This is a genomic window from Bacillus sp. FSL R5-0659, assembly GCF_038008785.1.
In the GTDB taxonomy this organism is placed as follows: domain Bacteria; phylum Bacillota; class Bacilli; order Bacillales; family Bacillaceae; genus Bacillus; species Bacillus safensis.
Genome location: NZ_JBBOZU010000001.1, coordinates 20187 through 44089 on the forward strand (window position 1 = coordinate 20187; position 23903 = coordinate 44089).

General features: G+C 43.1%; 21 protein-coding genes, 3 tRNA genes, 3 rRNA genes, 1 other RNA gene, 1 pseudogene and 1 other annotated feature. Of the genes and pseudogenes, 25 read left to right on the top strand and 4 right to left on the bottom strand.

Annotated features, from left to right (window positions below; genetic code table 11):
* Positions 1-162: 162 nt before the first annotated feature.
* The 5 genes and pseudogenes from pdxS to NSQ72_RS00105 all read left to right on the top strand — a co-directional run bounded on the left by pdxS (position 163) and on the right by NSQ72_RS00105 (position 4602).
* The gene (gene pdxS, locus NSQ72_RS00085; protein ID WP_039175840.1) at positions 163-1047 is read left to right on the top strand and encodes a pyridoxal 5'-phosphate synthase lyase subunit PdxS; all 885 of its coding nucleotides are present in this window, start codon (positions 163-165) and stop codon (positions 1045-1047) included.
* A 20-nt stretch (positions 1048-1067) separates the two neighbouring features.
* Positions 1068-1658 (top strand): pyridoxal 5'-phosphate synthase glutaminase subunit PdxT, encoded by a 591-nt coding sequence (gene pdxT, locus NSQ72_RS00090; RefSeq protein ID WP_144468218.1) that lies wholly within the window; start codon positions 1068-1070, stop codon positions 1656-1658.
* A 53-nt stretch (positions 1659-1711) separates the two neighbouring features.
* Positions 1712-1928 (top strand) — a binding site (T-box leader).
* 49 nt (positions 1929-1977) lie between these two features.
* Positions 1978-3252 carry a serine--tRNA ligase gene (gene serS / locus NSQ72_RS00095; RefSeq protein WP_039175845.1) on the top strand — a complete coding sequence of 425 codons (1275 nt, stop codon included), beginning with the start codon at positions 1978-1980 and terminating at the stop codon, positions 3250-3252.
* Between the two features lie 596 nt (positions 3253-3848).
* A pseudogene (locus NSQ72_RS19310) lies at positions 3849-4184 on the top strand (methyl-accepting chemotaxis protein); the annotation flags it as partial.
* A gap of 325 nt (positions 4185-4509) precedes the next feature.
* Positions 4510-4602 (top strand) — tRNA-Ser (locus NSQ72_RS00105).
* A gap of 90 nt (positions 4603-4692) precedes the next feature.
* Here the strand turns inward: NSQ72_RS00105 and NSQ72_RS00110 are convergent.
* The 4 genes from NSQ72_RS00110 to NSQ72_RS00125 all read right to left on the bottom strand — a co-directional run bounded on the left by NSQ72_RS00110 (position 4693) and on the right by NSQ72_RS00125 (position 7959).
* On the bottom strand, positions 4693-5352 hold the full coding sequence (locus NSQ72_RS00110; protein WP_039175851.1) for a deoxynucleoside kinase: 660 nt from the start codon (positions 5350-5352) through the stop codon (positions 4693-4695).
* Positions 5349-5972, bottom strand: a complete 624-nt coding sequence (locus NSQ72_RS00115) for a deoxynucleoside kinase (RefSeq protein ID WP_039175853.1) — start codon at positions 5970-5972, stop codon at positions 5349-5351. Before NSQ72_RS00115 ends, NSQ72_RS00110 begins: the two co-directional genes overlap by 4 nt.
* An 85-nt stretch (positions 5973-6057) precedes the next feature.
* Positions 6058-7305 (bottom strand): glycoside hydrolase family 18 protein, encoded by a 1248-nt coding sequence (locus NSQ72_RS00120; RefSeq protein WP_239690744.1) that lies wholly within the window; start codon positions 7303-7305, stop codon positions 6058-6060.
* A gap of 99 nt (positions 7306-7404) precedes the next feature.
* Complete coding sequence (locus NSQ72_RS00125; RefSeq protein WP_039175857.1) at positions 7405-7959, bottom strand: isochorismatase family cysteine hydrolase; 555 nt, start codon at positions 7957-7959, stop codon at positions 7405-7407.
* A gap of 79 nt (positions 7960-8038) precedes the next feature.
* Here NSQ72_RS00125 and tadA point away from each other — a divergent pair, with 79 nt between their 5' ends.
* From tadA to holB, 20 genes are all read left to right on the top strand, one after another.
* Positions 8039-8515, top strand: coding sequence for a tRNA adenosine(34) deaminase TadA (tadA, locus tag NSQ72_RS00130; protein ID WP_034284264.1), 477 nt, complete (start codon positions 8039-8041; stop codon positions 8513-8515).
* 76 nt (positions 8516-8591) lie between these two features.
* Positions 8592-8856, top strand: an RNA gene (ffs, locus tag NSQ72_RS00135) — signal recognition particle sRNA large type.
* Positions 8857-9188: 332 nt separating this feature from the next.
* Positions 9189-10901, top strand: coding sequence for a DNA polymerase III subunit gamma/tau (gene dnaX / locus NSQ72_RS00140; protein WP_039175861.1), 1713 nt, complete (start codon positions 9189-9191; stop codon positions 10899-10901).
* Positions 10902-10927: 26 nt separating this feature from the next.
* Positions 10928-11251, top strand: a complete 324-nt coding sequence (locus NSQ72_RS00145) for a YbaB/EbfC family nucleoid-associated protein (RefSeq protein ID WP_008342011.1) — start codon at positions 10928-10930, stop codon at positions 11249-11251.
* Between the two features lie 15 nt (positions 11252-11266).
* Complete coding sequence (gene recR / locus NSQ72_RS00150; RefSeq protein ID WP_003218094.1) at positions 11267-11863, top strand: recombination protein RecR; 597 nt, start codon at positions 11267-11269, stop codon at positions 11861-11863.
* A gap of 18 nt (positions 11864-11881) precedes the next feature.
* Complete coding sequence (locus NSQ72_RS00155) at positions 11882-12106, top strand: YaaL family protein (RefSeq protein WP_024425764.1); 225 nt, start codon at positions 11882-11884, stop codon at positions 12104-12106.
* A gap of 66 nt (positions 12107-12172) precedes the next feature.
* Positions 12173-12436: a pro-sigmaK processing inhibitor BofA family protein gene (locus NSQ72_RS00160; protein WP_058838233.1), complete on the top strand. Its 264-nt coding sequence runs from the start codon at positions 12173-12175 to the stop codon at positions 12434-12436.
* Positions 12437-12712: 276 nt separating this feature from the next.
* Positions 12713-14261: ribosomal RNA gene (locus NSQ72_RS00165) — 16S ribosomal RNA — on the top strand.
* Positions 14262-14356: 95 nt separating this feature from the next.
* A tRNA-Ile gene (locus NSQ72_RS00170) sits at positions 14357-14433 on the top strand.
* A gap of 14 nt (positions 14434-14447) precedes the next feature.
* Positions 14448-14523, top strand: a tRNA-Ala gene (locus NSQ72_RS00175).
* Positions 14524-14621: 98 nt separating this feature from the next.
* Positions 14622-17552: ribosomal RNA gene (locus tag NSQ72_RS00180) — 23S ribosomal RNA — on the top strand.
* Positions 17553-17613: 61 nt separating this feature from the next.
* Positions 17614-17729: ribosomal RNA gene (rrf, locus tag NSQ72_RS00185) — 5S ribosomal RNA — on the top strand.
* The 16S, 23S and 5S rRNA genes sit together here with 2 tRNA genes alongside, the layout of an rRNA operon.
* 171 nt (positions 17730-17900) lie before the next feature.
* The gene (locus NSQ72_RS00190) at positions 17901-18092 is read left to right on the top strand and encodes a sigma factor G inhibitor Gin (RefSeq protein WP_024425620.1); all 192 of its coding nucleotides are present in this window, start codon (positions 17901-17903) and stop codon (positions 18090-18092) included.
* Positions 18093-18220: 128 nt separating this feature from the next.
* Entirely contained in the window at positions 18221-18835 is a 615-nt protein-coding gene (locus tag NSQ72_RS00195; protein ID WP_106025921.1) for a 5-bromo-4-chloroindolyl phosphate hydrolysis family protein, read from the top strand.
* An 18-nt stretch (positions 18836-18853) separates the two neighbouring features.
* The gene (locus tag NSQ72_RS00200; protein WP_106025922.1) at positions 18854-19918 is read left to right on the top strand and encodes a toxic anion resistance protein; all 1065 of its coding nucleotides are present in this window, start codon (positions 18854-18856) and stop codon (positions 19916-19918) included.
* 75 nt (positions 19919-19993) lie between these two features.
* Complete coding sequence (locus tag NSQ72_RS00205; protein WP_106025923.1) at positions 19994-21403, top strand: aminotransferase class I/II-fold pyridoxal phosphate-dependent enzyme; 1410 nt, start codon at positions 19994-19996, stop codon at positions 21401-21403.
* Entirely contained in the window at positions 21400-22038 is a 639-nt protein-coding gene (gene tmk / locus NSQ72_RS00210; protein WP_064498585.1) for a dTMP kinase, read from the top strand. The genes NSQ72_RS00205 and tmk overlap by 4 nt, the downstream gene beginning before the upstream one ends.
* 79 nt (positions 22039-22117) lie before the next feature.
* Complete coding sequence (locus NSQ72_RS00215; protein WP_024425625.1) at positions 22118-22447, top strand: cyclic-di-AMP receptor; 330 nt, start codon at positions 22118-22120, stop codon at positions 22445-22447.
* Between the two features lie 12 nt (positions 22448-22459).
* Entirely contained in the window at positions 22460-22900 is a 441-nt protein-coding gene (locus NSQ72_RS00220; protein ID WP_039175878.1) for a YaaR family protein, read from the top strand.
* A gap of 11 nt (positions 22901-22911) precedes the next feature.
* Positions 22912-23901, top strand: a complete 990-nt coding sequence (gene holB, locus NSQ72_RS00225; RefSeq protein ID WP_024427206.1) for a DNA polymerase III subunit delta' — start codon at positions 22912-22914, stop codon at positions 23899-23901.
* Positions 23902-23903: the final 2 nt, after the last annotated feature.

Below are 23903 nucleotides of genomic sequence, written 5' to 3' on the forward strand. Positions count from 1 at the left end.
GAGAAAATGACATGTTTTTAGCTAGAAACCCTTTATATACAAGGGTTTATTCTTTTTTATCGGCTGTTTGAATTGTTATACTATTCTCTTTATTGTTATACTTTCTCGCTTGTATGATAAAGATGTTGAATGAATCGAATAGACAAATGGGAGGAAACTATTGTGAGCAATAAGGGAACTGAACGAGTGAAACGTGGAATGGCAGAAATGCAAAAGGGTGGCGTCATTATGGATGTCGTCAATGCGGAGCAGGCAAAAATTGCAGAAGAAGCAGGTGCGGTGGCAGTCATGGCACTAGAACGAGTACCAGCTGATATCCGTGCAGCAGGCGGTGTTGCCCGTATGGCAGACCCAAGAATCGTAGAGGAAGTACAAAATGCCGTAACGATTCCAGTCATGGCAAAAGCACGTATCGGCCACATCGTCGAGGCTCGTGTTCTTGAAGCACTTGGTGTTGATTATATCGATGAGAGTGAAGTGCTGACGCCCGCAGATGAAGAATTCCATTTAAATAAAAATGAATACACAGTACCTTTTGTCTGTGGATGCCGCGACTTAGGTGAGGCAACCCGCCGTATCGCAGAAGGCGCTTCTATGCTTCGTACAAAAGGAGAGCCAGGGACAGGCAACATTGTAGAAGCTGTTCGTCATATGAGAAAGGTCAATGCTCAGATTCGTAAAGTATCAGCCATGAGTGAAGATGAACTGATGACAGAAGCCAAAAACCTTGGCGCGCCTTATGAATTATTGCTGCAAATCAAAAGAGATGGCAAGCTGCCAGTTGTGAACTTTGCAGCTGGAGGCGTTGCAACACCAGCAGATGCAGCATTAATGATGCAGCTTGGAGCAGATGGTGTATTTGTCGGATCTGGTATCTTCAAATCAGACAATCCAGCTAAATTCGCCAAAGCGATTGTTGAAGCAACAACTCATTACACTGATTACCGTCTCATTGCAGAACTTTCAAAAGAGCTTGGAACAGCTATGAAAGGAATTGAAATTTCAAATCTACTGCCAGAAGAACGTATGCAAGAGCGTGGCTGGTAATTAAGGGAGCGCAAACGAACATGCTGACAATTGGTGTACTAGGGCTTCAAGGAGCGGTGAGAGAGCATATTCAATCAATTGAAGCCTGCGGAGCAGAAGGAAAGATCATCAAACGAGTAGAAGAGCTAGAATCCGTTGACGGTTTGATTATCCCTGGTGGAGAAAGTACGACGATGAGAAGACTCATGGATACGTACCAATTCATTGATCCGATCAAAGCGTTCGCTGCTCAAGGGAAACCGATTTTCGGTACATGTGCCGGGTTGATTATGCTGGCAAAGCATGTCGAAGATCGAGAAGATGCTCATCTTGGATTGTTAAATGTATCTGTCGCACGGAACTCTTTTGGCAGACAGGTAGACAGCTTTGAAGCAGATTTAGAAGTAAAAGGACTGGATGCGCCGTTTACAGGGGTGTTCATCCGTGCGCCTCATATCATCAGCGCAGATGATAGCGTAGAAATCATGGCCGAATATGATGGCAGGATTGTGATGGCGAAAGAAAACAATCTCCTAGGCTGCTCTTTTCATCCAGAGCTGACAGACGATCACCGGTTAACGCAGCTGTTTGTTGATATGGTGAAGTCCTACAAAACGAAGCTTGCTGTATAAAACGGTTGAAAAGAGATAAAACTTATAGTACATTAAAAACACAATCAAAGATCGAAAAAGCGTTGACGGGAAATAGTAAGAAGCCCCTCTTTCTCAGAGAGCCGATGGTTGGTGAGAATCGGTGAAAGATGCATTCTGAATCCATCCTTGAGCGAAATGCTGAAACAAGAGAAGTAAGCATTTACGGTGATACCGTTACAGAGGAAAGAGGGAAGCATGCTTCTGCATGTTTTCAATCAGGGTGGCAACGCGAGAGCTCTCGTCCCTTTCATGGGATGAGGGCTCTTTTTATTTTTCGATAAAAAAAGGAGTGTTATACATGCTGGATATTAAACAACTGCGCACGGACTTTGATCAAATCAAAGAAAAATTAGCACACCGAGGCGAAGATTTAGCGGATTTTGATAAGTTTGGTGAGCTAGATCAAAAAAGAAGAGAATTAATCGGGAAAACAGAAGAATTAAAGAGCCGAAGAAATGAAGTATCACAACAAGTAGCCGTTCTAAAAAGAGAAAAGAAAGATGCCGATCACATTATTCAAGAAATGCGAGAGGTAGGAGATGAGATCAAGAAGCTGGATGACGAGCTAAGAACAGTAGAAGAAAGCCTGCAGCACATATTGTTCTCAATTCCAAATATCCCTCATGACTCTGTACCAGTTGGTGAAACAGAAGACGACAACGTGGAAGTGAGAAAATGGGGCGAACAGCCAGCCTTCTCATTTGAACCAAAACCACATTGGGACGTAGCTGATGAGCTAAATATCCTTGATTTTGAACGTGCAGGAAAAGTGACAGGAAGCCGTTTCGTTTTTTATAAAGGGCTTGGCGCACGCTTAGAGCGCGCATTGTATAATTTTATGCTTGATTTACATGTGGATGAGTTTGGTTTTACTGAAGTGCTTCCACCTTATATGGTCAACAGAGCGAGCATGACAGGAACTGGTCAGCTTCCAAAATTCGAAGAGGATGCCTTTAAAATTCGCGAAGAAGATTACTTCCTCATTCCAACAGCCGAAGTGCCGATTACCAACATGCATCGTGACGAAATTCTCGATGGTGAACAACTGCCAATCAACTATGCAGCATTCAGTGCTTGCTTCAGATCAGAAGCTGGATCTGCCGGCAGAGATACACGTGGACTTATCCGTCAGCATCAATTTAACAAAGTAGAGCTCGTGAAATTTGTTAGACCAGAAGATTCTTATGAAGAATTAGAGAAATTAACAAATCAAGCAGAAAAAGTGCTTCAGCTATTGAACCTGCCATACCGTGTCATGAGCATGTGTACGGGAGATTTAGGCTTCACAGCTGCAAAGAAATACGATATCGAAGTATGGATTCCGAGCCAGAATACGTACCGTGAAATTTCTTCTTGCAGTAACTTCGAAGCATTCCAAGCAAGACGTGCAAACATTCGTTTCCGTCCGGAGCCTAAAGCGAAGCCAGAACATGTCCACACATTAAATGGATCTGGATTAGCGGTAGGAAGAACCGTAGCGGCTATTTTAGAAAACTATCAACAAGAGGATGGAACAGTAATCATTCCTGAAGTGCTGCGTCCTTACATGGGAAATAAAGAAGTGATGAAATAAGATGCCGCCAAGGCATCTTATTCTTTTTACCAAAAGTCCTACAGTTTTCCTGAATTTAGCCGATAAAAAGAGTAAAAGCTTCTAGGAAAGAAGGAATAATCTTGAATAGGCTTGACTATTATGTTGAAATGGCTCAATTACTTAGAAAGGTACTAGATGAAAGTATTCTTTTCGGTATCACGGATACAGAGAAGGTACTTTGTTATTACCCGTCTAACACAATAGATTTTGGTATGAAAGTTGGGGACCCATTGAACCCAGAAGACCAAAATGTGGCGACGACATTAAGAGGACAAGAATATGACGGTTACTTACCAGAATCACTATATGGTTATGAAGTTGCTGTAAAAGGTTACCCGATTTTTGATGAAGATAGAAAAGTAATTGGCTCTTTTTTAGTGGCATTTACATATCATCGTGAAAAAAAATTAAGCGGTTATATGGAGCAAATCAATAAAGTAGCGAAAGAACTCCAAGGTGGAATAGAGCAAATTGCTGCACATTCACAAGAGCTGGCTGCTACAAGTTTAGAAATAAGCGAACAGGCAGGAAGAGCAGAAGAGAAATCTGCGAATATTGAAGAAGTCGTCAAAACCATTGGCGGGATTGCTAGACAAACAAATCTGCTAGGTTTAAATGCTGCAATTGAAGCCGCAAGAGCAGGTGAGAATGGAAAAGGGTTCGCTGTCGTGGCTGATGAAGTGCGTAAATTATCAGATGGCTCGAAGGAAGCGGCTGAAACCATTAATACATTTTTAAAAGAAATCCAAGACAGCATTGGCACTTTGTCTGAAAACATCTCACAAATCAGCAGCTCAACAAATGAACAAGCCGAACAAGTGACAGACTTTACGAAGATTATCGAATCATTAAATGAGTTTAAAGTAGAGATGAATCAGTTTATTGAAGAAATGAGACAGGATACGAAATAGATCAAGAGCAGCCATCAATGGCTGCTTCAGCGTGTAGACAAACCCTCGCATTCGGTGTCAGGTCTGCGCTTCGGTGCTCACGAATGTCAAATTCGCTCCGCTCCGGTGCTCGCCCTTCCTAGACTGCAAAGGTTTTCTATCACGCTGAAAAGAAGACAAAGGGCTAAAATCAAAATCATTTTAGCCCTTTGTCAACAATCTGGAGCAGCCATCAATGGCTGCTTTTTTATAGGCAAATATCATGCCGAAATCACAAATTGAAATTTTTTTCGAAAAGATGTTGACTTCAAATAAAATGATATGGTATATTAATTCTTGTCGATACGGAGGAATACCCAAGTCCGGCTGAAGGGATCGGTCTTGAAAACCGACAGGGGTGTCAAAGCCCGCGGGGGTTCGAATCCCTCTTCCTCCGCCATATTGATTTTTTACCTTAGTTGAATTAAACGCAAGCATAAAAATTGGAAATTGTCAAACCGCTGCATTTCGCGAATGCAGCGGTTTTTTTTTATTTTGTTTTAGAGCGATTTTTTTGAATAACAGAAGCTATTTCATGAAGAATGGGATCAAGTGAACTTTCATCATGAAGTAGGTCGTAATCTTCAATATTAATTTTAATCACTGGGCATAAATCAAATTGTTCGATCCACTCTGTGTATCGAGTGTACATTTCTTCCCAATAAGCCCGGTCAGTTTGAGTTTCCATTTCTCTGCCGCGTTCTTCAATACGATGTAAAATATGATCTAAATCTCCGTGCAGATAGATGAGGACATCAGGGTGAGGGAAGTAAGGTGTCATCACCATCGCCTCAAATAGGCTTGTATATGTTTCATAATCGACCTCAGACATCGTACCTTTGTCCGCATGCATTTTTGCAAAAATGCCAGTGTCCTCATAAATGGAACGATCTTGTACATATCCTCCGCCAGATTCAAAAATCCGCTTTTGCTCCTTAAAACGCTCAGCCAGGAAATAGACCTGTAAGTGGAAGCTCCATCTTTGGAAATCTGAATAAAAAGGCTCTAAATATGGGTTATCATCTACTTTTTCAAGAGACGTTTGAAACCCTAGCTTGTCTGCTATTGTTTTGGTCATAGTGGATTTGCCGACACCAACAGTCCCGGCAATTGTGATGACTGCGTCCTTTGGTATTTCGATCTTGTTCATAGCACTTGCTCCTTTATGTTCTGTACAATTTGCTGGTAATCTTGCTGTGAGGAAACGAAGTCTGTATGATCTCCTTCAATTGTAATGATAGGAAGCCCTGGCTCAGTCTGTTTTAAATGTTCAATGGCCAGCTCATAATCTTCAATGAGTGTTTTTAAATAAGCTGGGTCAATGTCTTCTTCAAAAGAGCGTCCTCTCATCTGTATTCTTTCAAGTAAGGTTGGAAGGCTGGCTTTTATATAGATCATGGCATTTGGTTTAGGAAGATCATCTGTTAGCAGGTGATAGATCTTTCTGTATTTATCCATGTGCTTTTTTGATAATGTTCTTTCTGCAAATATCATATTTTTATAGACATGATAATCAGTGACAACCGGCTGCTGTTTATTCACATAGTTTTCTTCAATTAATTCTAACTGTTTGAACCGATTGCATAAAAAGAACATCTCAAGCTGAAAGCTCCATTGTTCCATATCTTCATAAAATTTATCTAAGAATGGATTTTCTTCTACAATCTCTTTTACTAAAGGAAATTGAAATTCCTTTGCAAGCATTGTAGCCAAAGTTGTTTTTCCGGCTCCAATTGGGCCTTCCACTGCAATAAAAGGGGCAGGATACATAGGCGTTCTCCTCTATCTATAAAGTTAAAGTTGTCAAACCAATGTATATTGTACCATACCCCTTCTAATAGATAGAGTGAATGGATTACGATGTCGTTCTTTTTTCAATATTAAATTGATCTGATAATAAGAGCCAATTTTGTGGGAAAGATAGACCTAATTTCCAATAAGCGATTCCGTTCAAATTTAGCTCTTTAATGAGGTTGAATTTTGCTTGAATCGACCTAGCGTCTTCGAACCAGACTTCATGCTCTTTGTTATTGGCATCTGTATAACGAAAATGAGGTGCTTGTGCTGTTTCGTCGTATAGGATAGAGACATTGTGCTGTCTAGCAAGTGCAATTGCTTGTTGAGGACTGACGGCTTTGGCGATCGGGCCGCCCTGGACGAAAGGAAGTGTCCAATCATAGCCATATAAATTCTGTCCCATTACAATTTTATTGGCTGGTATGACAGTTAGTGCATATTCAATGACTTGGCGGACAGGTCCAATTGGAGAGACAGCTTGTGCAGGGCCGCCGCTGTATCCCCATTCATAGGTCATCAACACAACATGATCGACGATCTTACCGATCGCTTCATAGTCATGGGCTTCATACCATTTGCCCTTTTGCTGACTACTTGTTTTTGGTGCAAGTGCAACAGATATTGTCCATCCTTCTTGATGGAAACGAGCTGTTGCCTCTCTTAAAAATTGAATATAAGCATCTTTATCAACAGGGCGTAAATATTCAAAATCAAAATGGATTTCCTTGAATTGATACTTCTTGGCAACACGAACAATTTCATTTAAAAATGCCGTTTTGACAGATTGATTAGTTAAAAGAATACGGCCAAGTTCATCACTGAATTTTTCATTCTCTAGATTCGTCACCACCATGGTTAATACAGTTCTGTTCTGAGCGGCAATCTGGGGTAGTTGGTCTAAAGGTGATTCTCGTAGCGTCCCATCTCTTTGTGCTTGAAAACTAAAGACGTCTAAATGGGTTAAGTATGGGGAGGCCTCTCTGGCTGCCTGCTTTAAGTTTTCACTGACTTGATTTCCACGTGGTTCAATATAAGCATTGGAATTAATGTTCCTTTTCGGTCTTTGTGGAATATAGAGCAAGAAGCGAATAGGTAGTATCGCTTCAGGTCGAATTCTGTTCACACGTGCCAACTCTTCCACTGAGATTTGAAACCGTCTACCAATTTGATATAGTGTGTCATTTTGTTTGACCTCATAAAATTGACCTCTAATTGGAATGACAATTGTTTGTCCAATGACGAGTTGATTTGGTGTTTCGATTTCGTTAGTACGGATGATTTCATTGACTGTCGTTTTAAAACGCATGGCAATATCGTTTAAAGTATCTCCTCTTTTGACAACATAAATTTGAATAGTCAACGCCCCCTTTGTTATTGCTAACAATTTATGAGGGTTATGGCTAAATCATGTTTGATTTTCATTCGTGATTTCCTTAGCGGTGGTGATTTTTGCTAGAAGGACGTTCTCCATCATCGTTAAAGCGTAGTCGTTATCCCTGTCGTCGTTTGAAGCGATACAATCTTTAGGTACAATTAGATTGTATTCTCGCATGTACGCGTCATTTGCAGTGAACAAAACGCATATGTTCCCGGCAATTCCAGTTAGAATAATGTCCTCAACACCTAATTCATTTAAGAGTGTCTCTAGTGCAGTACCGTAGAAGGCAGAATGCTTAGGTTTAATTAAGAAGTAATTATCTTTAGATGGTGTCATTTTCTCTAAAATAGGAGCGCTTCTTTCGTTTTTGCATGTTTCCAGAACAGCTTGGATATCAGCCTTCCAAAGTCCGTAGTGATCGTTGATATAAATGATTGGCCAATTTTCCTTGAAAGCATGTTCTTTAAGAGCTAAAATTTTATTGGTCATTTGCTCTGTTTTTTCTGCAAGCACATGTCCCATTTCAAAATCAAAATTATTAATCATATCGATAATAAGCAGCGCCTTTTGGTGCTTTGACAAATTAAGACCCCCTTTAAAAGATTGTGATAATATGTTAACCTCAATTTCCTTTTAAAAAACATGAAAAGAGAGCCGTGCCATGACGAAAGATGAACAGTTTATGCAAGAAGCCATTTCCGAAGCCTTAAAAGCAGAACAAATAGGAGAAGTGCCGATTGGTGCCATCATAGTTGTTGATGACCAAATCGTGAGCCGGGCTCATAATTTAAGGGAAAGTGAGCAGCGTTCAATTGCACATGCAGAATTACTTGCTATTGATGAAGCATGTAAAGCGACAGGGAGCTGGCGTTTAGAAGATGCTGTTCTTTACGTTACGCTTGAACCATGCCCAATGTGTGCAGGTGCTATTGTTCTTTCTAGAGTGAAAAAGGTTGTTTTTGGTGCATACGATCCAAAAGGTGGATGTGCAGGTACTTTAATGAATTTATTGGATGATGAACGGTTTAATCATCAGTCTGAGGTCATCGGTGGTGTACTTGAAAATGAGTGTGGTGAGCTGTTAAGTCAGTTCTTCCGAAACCTCCGTCAGCGAAAGAAACAAGCCAAAAGTAAATGAATGGATGTCGTTTGCAATTTGAGCTATAAGAAGGTATACTTATGTCTGCGTCACTAACAATTTAATATTCATTTTGCCGTGCTAAGCGGGGAGGTAGCGGTGCCCTGTACTCGCAATCCGCTCTAGCGAGGCCGAATCCCTTCTCGAGGTTCGTTTACTTCAAGGTCTGCCTTAAATAAGTGGTGTTGACGTCTGGGTCCTGCGCAATGGGAATTCATGAACCATGTCAGGTCCGGAAGGAAGCAGCATTAAGTGAAACCTCTCATGTGCCGCAGGGTTGCCTGGGCCGAGCTAACTGTTTAAGTAACGCTTGGGGTAGCGAATCGACAGAAGGTGCACGGTAAATCAATATTAAATGTAACTCATCTAGTTTATCTAGGTGAGTTTTTTGTTGCTGTTCAAAGGATAGCTCAACTGCTTTAGTTATACAAATAGATAAAAAGTCTTTTTGGCGCCATTTGTTTTTTTTTCACTAATCGTAACGAGAACTGGTGTTCTGTTTGAGGTTTTAGGTCTTTTCACAAAGCTAGAAAATACGTTTTTAAAACATGAAAAGTAGAAACTCTATAATTGAAATCATCTTTTTGGCATATTAGAAAATAAAGGTGTGCTTTTGAATTGATCGGTGCATCATGTATAATGAAAAGGATGATAAATGGAGGAGGGCGTATTTGTGAGTTATCAAGCTTTATATCGAGTGTTCAGACCTCAAGTTTTTGAGGATGTTGTTGGACAAGAACACATCACAAAAACGTTGCAAAATGCCCTTTTGCAGAAAAAGTTTTCTCATGCTTACTTATTTTCAGGTCCTAGAGGAACAGGTAAAACAAGTGCTGCCAAAATCTTTGCAAAGGCAGTGAACTGTGAAAAGTCACCTGTTAGTGAGCCGTGTAATGAATGTGATGCCTGTAAAGGAATTACAAATGGTTCAATTTCAGACGTGATTGAAATAGATGCTGCCTCGAATAACGGGGTAGATGAAATCCGAGATATACGTGATAAAGTGAAATTTGCTCCTTCGGCGGTTACATATAAGGTTTATATTATAGATGAAGTACATATGCTCTCTATCGGTGCATTTAATGCCCTCCTTAAAACGCTAGAAGAACCGCCTGCTCATTGTATCTTTATTTTGGCTACCACAGAGCCTCATAAGATTCCTCTTACCATCATATCTCGTTGTCAGCGATTTGATTTTAAACGAATCACGACCAAAGATATTGTTGGAAGAATGGAGAAAATTGTAGATGCAGAAGGCCTAAACGTACAGGAGGGCTCGCTCGAGATTATTGCTAGTGCAGCTGATGGCGGTATGCGTGATGCACTAAGTCTCTTAGATCAAGCGATCTCATTTAGTGGTGATCAATTGACAATTGATGATGCGCTGCTCATTACAGGTGCTGTATCTCAGCATTTCATTAGTCAGCTTGCTGAAGCAATTTTTGATCAAAATATTGCCACAGCGTTAGATACATTAAATGAATTGCTTCAGCAGGGGAAAGATGCTGCTAAATTAATAGAGGATATGATTTTTTACTTTAGAGATATGCTGCTTTATAAAACGGCACCAGATCTCGAGGGTGTCCTTGAAAAGGTAAAGGTCGACGAAAGTTTCGTGGCACTGTCAGATCGTGTGACACCTCAGTTTCTGTATGAAACAATTGAAGTCCTGAATAAAAGCCACCAAGAAATGAAATGGACAAATCATCCTAGGATTTTCTTTGAGGTAGCGGTTGTAAAGCTGTGTCAGTCAACAGCAGGATTGACACAAGGTCATGCTGACGCTGATTTAACGGCGCTAACAGATAAAATAAATAGGCTGGAACAGGAACTCTCAAGGTTAAGAGCCGAAGGGGTACCAATGTCTCCATCTCATAGCCCTCAAGAAAAAAAGGAAGCGCCTCGACCACAAACGAGTAACAAAAATGGCTATCGTGCTCCTGTCGGCCGAATTCATGAGATTCTAAAAGAAGCGAAACGGCCTGAGTTAGAAAAAATTAAAGGCAAATGGGGAGAGCTCCTTGCCCAGTTGAAACAGCAGAATAAGGTGTCTCACGCTGCGTTATTAACGGACAGTGAGCCAGTTGCGGCTGCTTCGCATGCCTTTGTTTTAAAATTCAAGTTTGAAATACATTGTAAAATGGTTGCTGAAGATAAAAGCGGTGTTCGAACCAATCTTGAACAACTGCTAGAGTCTATGTTAGGAAAAAGAGTGGAATTAGTTGGCGTTCCTGACGCTCAATGGGGTAAAATAAGAGAAGAATTTTTAAGAGATCATCAGCCAGATGAACAAGCAGATGGTCAGGGAACTTCTACTGAAGAGGATCCATTGATTGCGGAAGCAAAGAAATTAGTAGGAACCGATTTAATTGAAATTAAAGATTAATAAAAATGAAAGAGAGTGGTGTTCATATGCGCGGTGGAATGGGAAATATGCAAAAAATGATGAAACAAATGCAAAAAATGCAAAAGGATATGGCAAAGGCTCAAGAAGAGCTTGCAGAAAAAGTTCTTGAAGGTACAGCTGGTGGCGGTATGGTCACTGTAAAAGTAAATGGACAAAAAGAAGTCGTTGATGTAGCAATTAATGAAGAAGTTGTTGATCCAGAAGATATCGATATGCTTCAAGACCTTGTTCTTGCTGCGACAAACGATGCATTGAAAAAAGTCGATGAGCTAACGAATGAAACGATGGGTCAATTCACAAAAGGAATGAACATGCCAGGTTTATTCTAGGAGGAATAACTGAAGATGCAATATCCTGAACCAATATCAAAGCTGATTGACAGCTTTATGAAATTGCCAGGAATCGGACCGAAAACTGCGGTCCGTCTGGCTTTTTTTGTTCTTAGTATGCAGGAAGATGTCGTACTAGATTTTGCGAAGGCGCTTGTAAATGCAAAGCGTAATTTAACTTATTGTTCGGTATGCGGTCATATTACAGACCAAGATCCTTGCTATATTTGTGAAGATACAAGAAGAGATCAATCTGTTATCTGTGTAGTGCAGGATCCAAAAGATGTAATCGCAATGGAAAAAATGAAAGAATACAACGGCTTATATCATGTGCTTCATGGTGCCATTTCGCCAATGGACGGAATTGGTCCAGAGGATATTAAAATTCCTGACCTATTAAAAAGACTGCAAGACGATCAAGTGACAGAGGTGATCCTTGCAACCAATCCAAACATTGAAGGAGAAGCAACAGCCATGTATATCTCCAGATTGTTAAAACCATCAGGAATTAAACTCTCTCGCATTGCTCACGGACTTCCAGTAGGCGGAGATTTAGAGTATGCGGATGAAGTCACACTGTCTAAGGCTCTAGAAGGCAGACGTGAGATGTAGGAAGGAGAAGTACGGTACATGGGTTTTCTTCGCAGAAAATCAATTCGAAAAGAATTCGATGAGAAATTAATTCAACAGCTTTTTAAGCAAAAAGAAGAATGGAACAGACAAAAAAAGCTTGTCGCAAATAGCGTTGAGCCTTCACCGGACATTCTATTCGAATTAAAGCTTGCTCAAGCGAAGTACTTTTTCTATCTGAGAGAAGCGAAAAAGAGGAATTTACGTCTAAACAACTGGAAATAGCAGGTCTATTGTACATAATCTTCTCATATGCTTGTACTATTCATATGAAGAGGGGATGAGAGGATTATGGAACCTGTTATTGTGATTGGGTCAATTTTGCTGGCTGTGCTATTGTTGTTTATGTCAGGTGTGCAGGCGAATCCATTCAAATGGTTAGGGCTTATCGGAGTGAAGTTTGTGGCAGGCGCTCTTTTTTTATTTTGCCTCAACCTATTTGGCGAGAGTCTAGAATTACATGTCTCTATTAATCCTGTAACGAGTGGAATTAGTGGTTTATTGGGTATTCCAGGCGTAGCAGCTTTAATTGTAATTGAAAAGTTTATTATTTAATGAAAAATATTGTTGACTTTAATTCGGTAGGATGGTAAATTAGTACACGTCGCTGATGACGAAGAAACGAAAAAACATAATAACAAAAAAGTTGTTGACACTAACAACTTTGATGTGATAAGATGTTCTAGTCGCTTCTGAAGCGGTAAACAAGTTCTTTGAAAACTAAACAAGACAAAACGTACCTGTTAATTCGAGTTTTTATAAAAAAATCCTATGATACTTCATAGGTAGTCAGTCAAACGCTGACGAAAAACAAAACTTCGGTTTTGTACTTTTTCGGAGAGTTTGATCCTGGCTCAGGACGAACGCTGGCGGCGTGCCTAATACATGCAAGTCGAGCGGACAGAAGGGAGCTTGCTCCCGGATGTTAGCGGCGGACGGGTGAGTAACACGTGGGTAACCTGCCTGTAAGACTGGGATAACTCCGGGAAACCGGAGCTAATACCGGATAGTTCCTTGAACCGCATGGTTCAAGGATGAAAGACGGTTTCGGCTGTCACTTACAGATGGACCCGCGGCGCATTAGCTAGTTGGTGGGGTAATGGCTCACCAAGGCGACGATGCGTAGCCGACCTGAGAGGGTGATCGGCCACACTGGGACTGAGACACGGCCCAGACTCCTACGGGAGGCAGCAGTAGGGAATCTTCCGCAATGGACGAAAGTCTGACGGAGCAACGCCGCGTGAGTGATGAAGGTTTTCGGATCGTAAAGCTCTGTTGTTAGGGAAGAACAAGTGCGAGAGTAACTGCTCGCACCTTGACGGTACCTAACCAGAAAGCCACGGCTAACTACGTGCCAGCAGCCGCGGTAATACGTAGGTGGCAAGCGTTGTCCGGAATTATTGGGCGTAAAGGGCTCGCAGGCGGTTTCTTAAGTCTGATGTGAAAGCCCCCGGCTCAACCGGGGAGGGTCATTGGAAACTGGGAAACTTGAGTGCAGAAGAGGAGAGTGGAATTCCACGTGTAGCGGTGAAATGCGTAGAGATGTGGAGGAACACCAGTGGCGAAGGCGACTCTCTGGTCTGTAACTGACGCTGAGGAGCGAAAGCGTGGGGAGCGAACAGGATTAGATACCCTGGTAGTCCACGCCGTAAACGATGAGTGCTAAGTGTTAGGGGGTTTCCGCCCCTTAGTGCTGCAGCTAACGCATTAAGCACTCCGCCTGGGGAGTACGGTCGCAAGACTGAAACTCAAAGGAATTGACGGGGGCCCGCACAAGCGGTGGAGCATGTGGTTTAATTCGAAGCAACGCGAAGAACCTTACCAGGTCTTGACATCCTCTGACAACCCTAGAGATAGGGCTTTCCCTTCGGGGACAGAGTGACAGGTGGTGCATGGTTGTCGTCAGCTCGTGTCGTGAGATGTTGGGTTAAGTCCCGCAACGAGCGCAACCCTTGATCTTAGTTGCCAGCATTCAGTTGGGCACTCTAAGGTGACTGCCGGTGACAAACCGGAGGAAGGTGGGGATGACGTCAAATCATCATGCCCCTTATGACCTGGGCTACACACGTGCTACAATGGACAGAACAAAGGGCTGCAAGACCGCAAGGTTTAGCCAATCCCATAAATCTGTTCTCAGTTCGGATCGCAGTCTGCAACTCGACTGCGTGAAGCTGGAATCGCTAGTAATCGCGGATCAGCATGCCGCGGTGAATACGTTCCCGGGCCTTGTACACACCGCCCGTCACACCACGAGAGTTTGCAACACCCGAAGTCGGTGAGGTAACCTTTATGGAGCCAGCCGCCGAAGGTGGGGCAGATGATTGGGGTGAAGTCGTAACAAGGTAGCCGTATCGGAAGGTGCGGCTGGATCACCTCCTTTCTAAGGATATATGGAGCAGCGTATGTTTTCGTCTTGTTTAGTTTTGAAGGAACTTGCAAAAGATCCTACAACATCATATCTTCGATATGAAAGATGGGCCTGTAGCTCAGCTGGTTAGAGCGCACGCCTGATAAGCGTGAGGTCGGTGGTTCGAGTCCACTCAGGCCCACCATCTTCTATTAAATCGGGGCCTTAGCTCAGCTGGGAGAGCGCCTGCCTTGCACGCAGGAGGTCAGCGGTTCGATCCCGCTAGGCTCCACCAACGTGTTCTTTGAAAACTAGATAACAATAAGTAATACATTCACATTGAATGCAATGCAAAGTTCATCACACATAGTGATTCTTTCTAAAGTAAGAAATGGTTAAGTTAGAAAGGGCGCACGGTGGATGCCTTGGCACTAGGAGCCGATGAAGGACGGGACGAACACCGATATGCTTCGGGGAGCTGTAAGCAAGCTTTGATCCGGAGATTTCCGAATGGGGAAACCCACTGCTCGTAATGGAGTAGTATCCATACTTGAATACATAGAGTATGAGAAGGCATACCCGGGGAACTGAAACATCTAAGTACCCGGAGGAAGAGAAAGCAAATGCGATTCCCTGAGTAGCGGCGAGCGAAACGGGAACAGCCCAAACCAAGAGGCTTGCCTCTTGGGGTTGTAGGACACTCTATACGGAGTTACAAAGGAACGATATAAGCGAAGAGGTCTGGAAAGGCCCGCCAAAGAAGGTAACAGCCCTGTAACTGAAATGTTGTTCTCTCCAGAGTGGATCCTGAGTACGGCGGAACACGTGAAATTCCGTCGGAATCCGGGAGGACCATCTCCCAAGGCTAAATACTCCCTAGTGACCGATAGTGAACCAGTACCGTGAGGGAAAGGTGAAAAGCACCCCGGAAGGGGAGTGAAATAGATCCTGAAACCGTGTGCCTACAAGTAGTCAGAGCCCGTTAACGGGTGATGGCGTGCCTTTTGTAGAATGAACCGGCGAGTTACGATCCCGTGCAAGGTTAAGCAGAAGATGCGGAGCCGCAGCGAAAGCGAGTCTGAATAGGGCGCATGAGTACGTGGTCGTAGACCCGAAACCAGGTGATCTACCCATGTCCAGGGTGAAGTTCAGGTAACACTGAATGGAGGCCCGAACCCACGCACGTTGAAAAGTGCGGGGATGAGGTGTGGGTAGGGGTGAAATGCCAATCGAACCTGGAGATAGCTGGTTCTCTCCGAAATAGCTTTAGGGCTAGCCTCAAGGTAAGAGTCTCGGAGGTAGAGCACTGATTGGACTAGGGGCCCCTACCGGGTTACCGAATTCAGTCAAACTCCGAATGCCGATGACTTATCCTTGGGAGTCAGACTGCGAGTGATAAGATCCGTAGTCGAAAGGGAAACAGCCCAGACCGCCAGCTAAGGTCCCAAAGTATACGTTAAGTGGAAAAGGATGTGGAGTTGCTTAGACAACCAGGATGTTGGCTTAGAAGCAGCCACCATTTAAAGAGTGCGTAATAGCTCACTGGTCGAGTGACTCTGCGCCGAAAATGTACCGGGGCTAAACGTATCACCGAAGCTGCGGACTGTTCTTACGAACAGTGGTAGGAGAGCGTTCTAAGGGCTGTGAAGCCAGACCGGAAGGACTGGTGGAGCGCTTAGAAGTGAGAATGCCGGTATGAGTAGCGAAAGACGGGTGAGAATCCCGTCCACCGAATGCCTAAGGTTTCCTGAGGAAGGCTCGTCCGCTCAGGGTTAGTCGGGACCTAAGCCGAGGCCGAAAGGCGTAGGCGATGGACAACAGGTTGATATTCCTGTACCACCTCCTCACCATTTGAGCAATGGGGGGACGCAGGAGGATAGGGTAAGCGCGGTATTGGATATCCGCGTCCAAGCAGTTAGGCTGGGAAATAGGCAAATCCGTTTCCCGTAAAGGCTGAGCTGTGATGGCGAGCGAAATTTAGTAGCGAAGTTCCTGATTCCACACTGCCAAGAAAAGCCTCTAGCGAGGTGAGAGGTGCCCGTACCGCAAACCGACACAGGTAGGCGAGGAGAGAATCCTAAGGTGATCGAGAGAACTCTCGTTAAGGAACTCGGCAAAATGACCCCGTAACTTCGGGAGAAGGGGTGCTTCTTAGGGTGTTAAAGCCCCGAGAAGCCGCAGTGAATAGGCCCAGGCGACTGTTTAGCAAAAACACAGGTCTCTGCGAAGCCGTAAGGCGAAGTATAGGGGCTGACGCCTGCCCGGTGCTGGAAGGTTAAGAGGAGCGCTTAGCGTAAGCGAAGGTGCGAATTGAAGCCCCAGTAAACGGCGGCCGTAACTATAACGGTCCTAAGGTAGCGAAATTCCTTGTCGGGTAAGTTCCGACCCGCACGAAAGGCGCAACGATCTGGGCACTGTCTCAACGAGAGACTCGGTGAAATTATAGTACCTGTGAAGATGCAGGTTACCCGCGACAGGACGGAAAGACCCCGTGGAGCTTTACTGCAGCCTGATATTGAATGTTGGTACAGCTTGTACAGGATAGGTAGGAGCCTTGGAAACCGGAGCGCTAGCTTCGGTGGAGGCATCGGTGGGATACTACCCTGGCTGTATTGACCTTCTAACCCGCTGCCCTTATCGGGCAGGGAGACAGTGTCAGGTGGGCAGTTTGACTGGGGCGGTCGCCTCCTAAAATGTAACGGAGGCGCCCAAAGGTTCCCTCAGAATGGTTGGAAATCATTCGCAGAGTGTAAAGGCACAAGGGAGCTTGACTGCGAGACCTACAAGTCGAGCAGGGACGAAAGTCGGGCTTAGTGATCCGGTGGTTCCGCATGGAAGGGCCATCGCTCAACGGATAAAAGCTACCCCGGGGATAACAGGCTTATCTCCCCCAAGAGTCCACATCGACGGGGAGGTTTGGCACCTCGATGTCGGCTCATCGCATCCTGGGGCTGTAGTCGGTCCCAAGGGTTGGGCTGTTCGCCCATTAAAGCGGTACGCGAGCTGGGTTCAGAACGTCGTGAGACAGTTCGGTCCCTATCCGTCGCGGGCGCAGGAAATTTGAGAGGAGCTGTCCTTAGTACGAGAGGACCGGGATGGACGCACCGCTGGTGTACCAGTTGTTCTGCCAAGGGCATCGCTGGGTAGCTATGTGCGGACGGGATAAGTGCTGAAAGCATCTAAGCATGAAGCCCCCCTCAAGATGAGATTTCCCATTCCGCAAGGAAGTAAGATCCCTGAAAGATGATCAGGTTGATAGGTCTGAGGTGGAAGCGTGGTGACACGTGGAGCTGACAGATACTAATAGATCGAGGACTTAACCTATATTCATTTGTGAAGCATGAACATTGTTATCTAGTTTTGAGAGAACATTCTCTCCATCAGGTTTGGTGGCGATAGCGAAGAGGTCACACCCGTTCCCATACCGAACACGGAAGTTAAGCTCTTCAGCGCCGATGGTAGTTGGGGGTTTCCCCCTGTGAGAGTAGGACGCCGCCAAGCTTCTATCAGGATCAGTTCCAGTCGGAACTGGTCTTTTTTGTTTTTTAAGAAAAGGAACAAACACTCGATCTGACATGGATACATATACTAAACTACCATCTAAAACATTCTTAATTTTGTATACAATTGAAAGCACTAGGGCATACTGAAGCTATAAGTGGAGGTGTCACAATGAGCAAAAAAGAGCGAGAAGCGATTTGTTTGATTTGTGAAGAGAAAAAAACAAAGGGAATTTATTTATATCATCAGTTTTTGTGCCGAGAATGTGAGCGAAAGTTAATTTCTACATCGACCTCGGATCCCAGCTATGCCGATTATGTTAGAAAGCTTAAAAATCTTCATACGCCACCTTTGTATTCATAGACCATTAGATGGTCTTTTTTTATGAGCCATGAAGGATTGGGCCTGTTTTTTGGAACTTAGTTTGGACATCATCCGTAATTAATAATAAGATAAACAGAGAGCCTGATTATTCATAGGAGTCGATGAACATGAAATCAATTTTTTATACATTTATATGGGCCATCCTCTCTACTTTTTTTTCGCTTGTGATTTTAACCGTCAGTATTGGGGTTTTCCATCATCATGTTGGATTATCGATACTGTATGCGATGATAGGGTGGAGCGTGATGTTTGCAGGGAGCAGGTGGGTTGCTTTCCAGTTGTTTTTAAAGAAACACGGACTGTCTCGTAGTGATTATGTATATATCAAACAGCATTTAAAAGAAGCAGGACAAAAGCTTGTACGTTTAAAGAAAGCTTTATTTGCTGTGAAAAACGTACAAACGATCAAACATAATTATGAAATTCTCAGACTTGCACGACGAATCTATACGATTACAAAAAAAGAGCCGACTCGGTTTTATGATGCACAGCATTTTTATTTCGAAAGCTTGGATTCTGTTGTTGAACTAACTGAAAAATATGCACTATTGTATAATCAGCCTGATCGCAGTCATGAGCTGGAAATGACACTTAGCCAAACTCGAGTGACGCTGACAGAGCTGCAAAAGCAATTGACGAATGATTTGCAGCAAGTATTAGGAAGAGACATAGAAGCTCTTCATATTGAGCTTGAAGTGGCAGATAAAATGATAAAGAAATAATGAAAGGAGTCAAACGCAATGAAACCAGAAGATCACATCCGATCATCAACTGCTTCCACTACAGATCTTCAGTTTCGGGTGTTTGATACCTTATCTGATGAGGAGAAACAAGAAGCCATACAGCGTGCCGAGCAGATCCCTGACAATCCGCAAAAGCTGCTTTTCTATGGTACACGTGTTCAGGAACGATTATTGGAACAATCACAACAAATGATGAAATATGTTGAGAAAAAAGATATCGATCAAATAGGAGATGTGCTTGAGGCCTTTTTGCACCAGCTGCATATAGTAGAACCTGAGGATTTATTGCCAAAGAAGCAGGGCTTTTTTTTGAAGTTGTTTCAGCGGGAGAAGCGTTCTACTCAGGAAATCATATCGCGTTTTCAACATGCAAAATCACAGATCGAGAGATTATCAGCAAGACTTCGTTATGCAAAAGGCGGATTAATCTCGGATCATATGTTATTAGAGCGTTTATTTGAAGAAAATCAAACTTATTTCCAAGAGATGACGATGCAGGTTGCAGCAGTTGAAGCGAAAATGACAACTTTAGAAAAGCAGATCATATCAGAAACGCAGCATATTGGTAATCGGACTATAGAGGAGCAATTGATGAGTCAGGAATTCAATGCAGAAGAGTATAGGGAGAGGTTGAAGGAACGGAAATATGATTTGCTGTTAAGCCGGCAAATTGCGTTGCAATGTAATGCCCAAATTCGAATGATCCAGCATACGAATCATACATTGGCCAATCACATTCAATCAACTGTTTCTGCATCCATTCCTCTATGGATCAACCAAATGTCGATTGCGTTAACGCATATTCAGCAGCGTGCCAATTCAGCTCTTCAGAATCGTATCCAAAAAACATACGAAAAGGTATCAAAGCAACAGGGAGAACTTCTTGAAGAAGCAGCTTTTGCACCTATAGATACGTTGAAAAAGGTTCAACGCCAATTAGCAGAAACCTTACAGGAAACGTTACAGGTGAAAGAGCATGGAAGCCAAGAGCGTGCTCAATTGAAAAACAGCATGTTTGAGGCAGAACAGCAGCTGACAAATCACCAGCCAATAAAGGAATGAGAATCCATCTTTCGGTTCCCTTGTATGAACGTTATAATAGACATAAGATATCGAAAGTGAAAAGGATCGATTTGTTTGAAAACACCTTTATATACAGCATTAGTACAACATGCGGAAAAGAAACCTTATTCTTTCCACGTTCCAGGACATCACAATGGAGATGTCTTTTTTGATGAGGCACGGACTTATTATGACTCAATTCTTCAGCTGGATGTAACAGAGCTTGAAGGATTAGATGATCTTCATCATCCAACTGGTGTGATTCAAGAGGCTGAACATTTATTGGCAAAGCTATATGGATCAGATCAAAGCTTTTTCCTTGTGAATGGGACAACTGTCGGAAATTTAGCGATGGTGATGACAGCCTGTCGTGCGGGAGATGAGATTTTTGTCCAGCGAAATTGTCATAAGTCTGTTTACCATGCGATTGAGCTTGCAGGAGCAATGCCTATTATGGTAGAAGCTGAGATAGATCAACATCTACATGTTCCAACACATGTGACAGATGAAACAGTCAAAAAAGCCATAGCCAAACATCCTAATTGCCGGGCGATCGTTTTGACTTATCCGAACTACTATGGTCATGCAGCTGATTTATCAAAACTGATTCACATGTGCCACGAAGCAGGCATGATCGTTTTGGTTGATGAGGCACATGGTGCACATTTTGTATTAGGCGGCGCTTTTCCTCCATCTGCTCTTTCCTATGGAGCTGACGTGGTGGTACAATCAGCACATAAAACCCTTCCAGCCATGACGATGGGTTCCTACCTTCATCTTCAGGGGGGACGAATGGATGCAAAACGTTTGAAAACATTCCTCACGATGCTTCAAAGCAGTTCTCCATCCTATCCAATTATGGCCTCATTAGATGTGGCAAGGGCCTATGTCGAGGAGATCAAGAAAAAAGAGATCCTGGATGGAATGATGAAAGGGCTGGCAGAGCTGAAAAATGAGTTCAACCGTATACCTCAGCTTGAAGTAGTCCAGTCTGAATTGCTTTTTAACGATCCATTAAAATGTCTGATTCGATCAACAAAAGGGCTGACGGGTTATGAACTAAAACGAGTGCTTGAATCAGTGGAGGTTCACCCAGAGCTTGCGGACGAACATCAGGTTTTACTTGTCTTTGGTTTAGAACAGAAGAAGGATATTCCTTTTAACCGAATAGAGCAGGCCCTTAATCAAAGCAATTCATTTCTCAAAGGAAAAGATCATATCCAAAGAGAGGCACTGGCTATTGAAAACAATGAGCATAGAGAGGATATAGAAGCCGTCCCATTTGAACATGCAGCAGGCCGGATTAGTGCAGAATCGGTTATTCCTTATCCACCGGGTATTCCTTTGATCGTTAAGGGAGAATGTATTGAAAGCGATCAAATCGCGGCTTTAAGCCGTTTGCTTGGACATCAGGTTCATGTTCAAGCGAGTCAGGTGATTCATCAGAGAAAATTATATGTTTATATAGAAGAGGAGACACTATGAGCGGTATGTTTATTACGTTTGAAGGGCCAGAGGGTGCCGGAAAAACGACAGTGATTCGAAAAGTGTATGAAGAAATGGAACGCCAAGGATATGAAGTGATGGCGACACGTGAGCCTGGCGGCATTGACATTGCAGAACAGATTCGTGAAGTCATTTTAAATGAAAAAAACACAAAAATGGACGCGAAAACAGAAGCTTTGCTATATGCAGCCGCAAGAAGGCAGCATTTGGCTGAGAAGGTAGAACCGGCATTAAAGCGCGGGCAGACAGTTTTATGTGATCGTTTTGTTGATAGCTCCCTTGCTTATCAAGGCTATGCGAGAGGGCTTGGGATTGAAGCAGTAAAATCAATTAACGATTTTGCTATTAATGGCACGATGCCGCAAATGACCATTTATTTTTCTATTACACCTGAGGAAGGGCTAAAGCGAATTGATGCCAACCAGGGAAGAGAAAAGAATAGATTAGACATGGAGACGCTGAATTTCCACCAGCTGGTCAGAGAAGGCTATGAACTGCTTATTGCACAATCACCAGAACGATTCCGTGTAGTGGATGCGTCTCAGCCGATGCAGGCTGTCTATGAAGAAGTCCTCCAATTAATTCAGGACACATTAAAGCAAAATCAAATATGACCTAATTCCCAATCGTTGTTATAATATAGAGGAAGACATCGGCATGTCATCTGTGCCTAAAATAAAGGAGGCCAATCAAATGAAATTAATTGTTGCCGTTGTACAGGACCAAGATAGCAGCAAGTTGTTGAAAATATTGACTGAACATCATTTCGGCGTGACAAAATTAGCTTCAACTGGTGGGTTTTTAAAGTCTGGGAATACGACTTTTATTATTGGTTGTGATGATGTCCGAGTGGATAAAGCATTACAGCTTATAAAAGAAAATTGCCGTAAACGTGATCAAATGATCGCGCCTGTATCCCCAATGGGTGGAAATGCAGATTCATACGTACCATACCCTGTTGAGGTTGAAGTTGGCGGAGCTACTGTTTTTATTCTGCCAGTTGAACAATTTCATCAATTTTAAGGATGGGTTGCTGTGAAAATTAATCAAGATATGCGACTGCGTCTAGAAAAGCGTGAACTTCAAGCATTGAAAGGAAACCAAACATCTGCTTCCTTTAAAGCTTCGATGGAGACGCAAAGCGGCAAACTGCGCTTAGAACAGCTGACGGTCATGCTCAGTGATATCGAAGTGTTCGGTAAAAAGCTAGCGAAGTCACGAAACCTAAAGGATTTGGCTAGGTTTAAAGGACTGGTGAAGCGCTTTGTGAAAGAGACAGTCGATAATGGATTAAATATAGAAACATCAAGGAGCTTTGACATTTATGGCAACACACGTACACTTGCTTTAGTCAAAGCCTTAGATGAGAAGCTGATTGAATTAACCGAGGAAATGATGGACCAAGAGAAACCATCTATTGATTTGCTTGAACGTATTGGAGAAATAAAAGGTTTATTGATTAACCTTTACACATAGAGAGTGATAACATGGCAATTAGCTGGGATGACATGAATGATTTGCAGCCGCGCGTCATGCGGCTGATTTTTAATAGTATTGAAAAAGACCGACTTGCGCATGCCTACTTATTTGAAGGGAAAAAAGGAACCGGTAAGCTGGATGCAGCGATGCTGTTGGCTAAGAGCTTTTTTTGTTTGGAATCAGGAGTGAAACCATGTGAATCCTGTCAAAACTGCAAAAGGATTGCATCAGGAAACCATCCCGATTTACATCTTGTGCAGCCCGATGGCCAATCAATTAAGAAGGCGCAAGTGCAGGCACTGCAGGAGGAATTTACAAAAGCGGGTGTAGAATCTCACCGGAAAATGTATATTATTCTTCATGCGGACAAAATGACGGTCAATGCCGCGAACAGTTTATTGAAGTTCCTAGAGGAGCCCAATCGGGAAACGATGGCGGTTTTAATCACTGAGCAATCGCATAAAATGCTGGATACGATTATTTCAAGATGTCAGATGCTCAGCTTTCAGCCGCTGCAGCCACAATCCTTGGAGCAGCAGCTTTTACAAGAAGGCGTATCTCAGCATCTCGCAAGGCTTTTGTCGAATTTAACCAATAATTTAGCAGAAGCACTCGAATTAAGTCGAAATGATCAGTTTGCAGAGTCTAGAGCGAAAGTGATAAAATTGTATGAAGTCTTACACCAGCGAAAAGAACATGCATTTTTTTATATACAGGATCAATGGATGCCTTTTTTCAAAGAGAAAGACCTTCAAGAAACAGGTCTGGATATGCTTTTATTTATATATCGTGATGTATTGTCAATTCAAATAGGAAATGAAGATAAAGTCATTTATCAAGACTTATTCCAGACAATGAAGCAGCATGCGCTGCATTCCACACAGCAGATGGTGACCAGCCAGATCCTTGCTGTATTAGAAGCGAAAAAGAGACTTCAATCCAACGTGAATGCCCAAGGGCTGATGGAGCAATTGGTGTTGATGTTGCAGGAGGGATAAGC

What these genes read in the sequence shown, in the direction of transcription:
- pdxT (WP_144468218.1), top strand. Translation starts at nt 1,068, where the DNA reads ATGCTGACAATTGGTGTACTAGGGCTTCAAGGAGCGGTGAGAGAGCAT.
- serS (WP_039175845.1), top strand. Translation starts at nt 1,978, where the DNA reads ATGCTGGATATTAAACAACTGCGCACGGACTTTGATCAAATCAAAGAA.
- NSQ72_RS00110 (WP_039175851.1), bottom strand. Translation starts at nt 5,352, where the DNA reads ATGAACAAGATCGAAATACCAAAGGACGCAGTCATCACAATTGCCGGG.
- NSQ72_RS00115 (WP_039175853.1), bottom strand. Translation starts at nt 5,972, where the DNA reads ATGTATCCTGCCCCTTTTATTGCAGTGGAAGGCCCAATTGGAGCCGGA.
- NSQ72_RS00120 (WP_239690744.1), bottom strand. Translation starts at nt 7,305, where the DNA reads ATGCGTTTTAAAACGACAGTCAATGAAATCATCCGTACTAACGAAATC.
- tadA (WP_034284264.1), top strand. Translation starts at nt 8,039, where the DNA reads ATGACGAAAGATGAACAGTTTATGCAAGAAGCCATTTCCGAAGCCTTA.
- NSQ72_RS00145 (WP_008342011.1), top strand. Translation starts at nt 10,928, where the DNA reads ATGCGCGGTGGAATGGGAAATATGCAAAAAATGATGAAACAAATGCAA.
- recR (WP_003218094.1), top strand. Translation starts at nt 11,267, where the DNA reads ATGCAATATCCTGAACCAATATCAAAGCTGATTGACAGCTTTATGAAA.
- NSQ72_RS00155 (WP_024425764.1), top strand. Translation starts at nt 11,882, where the DNA reads ATGGGTTTTCTTCGCAGAAAATCAATTCGAAAAGAATTCGATGAGAAA.
- NSQ72_RS00160 (WP_058838233.1), top strand. Translation starts at nt 12,173, where the DNA reads ATGGAACCTGTTATTGTGATTGGGTCAATTTTGCTGGCTGTGCTATTG.
- NSQ72_RS00190 (WP_024425620.1), top strand. Translation starts at nt 17,901, where the DNA reads ATGAGCAAAAAAGAGCGAGAAGCGATTTGTTTGATTTGTGAAGAGAAA.
- NSQ72_RS00195 (WP_106025921.1), top strand. Translation starts at nt 18,221, where the DNA reads ATGAAATCAATTTTTTATACATTTATATGGGCCATCCTCTCTACTTTT.
- NSQ72_RS00200 (WP_106025922.1), top strand. Translation starts at nt 18,854, where the DNA reads ATGAAACCAGAAGATCACATCCGATCATCAACTGCTTCCACTACAGAT.
- tmk (WP_064498585.1), top strand. Translation starts at nt 21,400, where the DNA reads ATGAGCGGTATGTTTATTACGTTTGAAGGGCCAGAGGGTGCCGGAAAA.
- NSQ72_RS00215 (WP_024425625.1), top strand. Translation starts at nt 22,118, where the DNA reads ATGAAATTAATTGTTGCCGTTGTACAGGACCAAGATAGCAGCAAGTTG.
- holB (WP_024427206.1), top strand. Translation starts at nt 22,912, where the DNA reads ATGGCAATTAGCTGGGATGACATGAATGATTTGCAGCCGCGCGTCATG.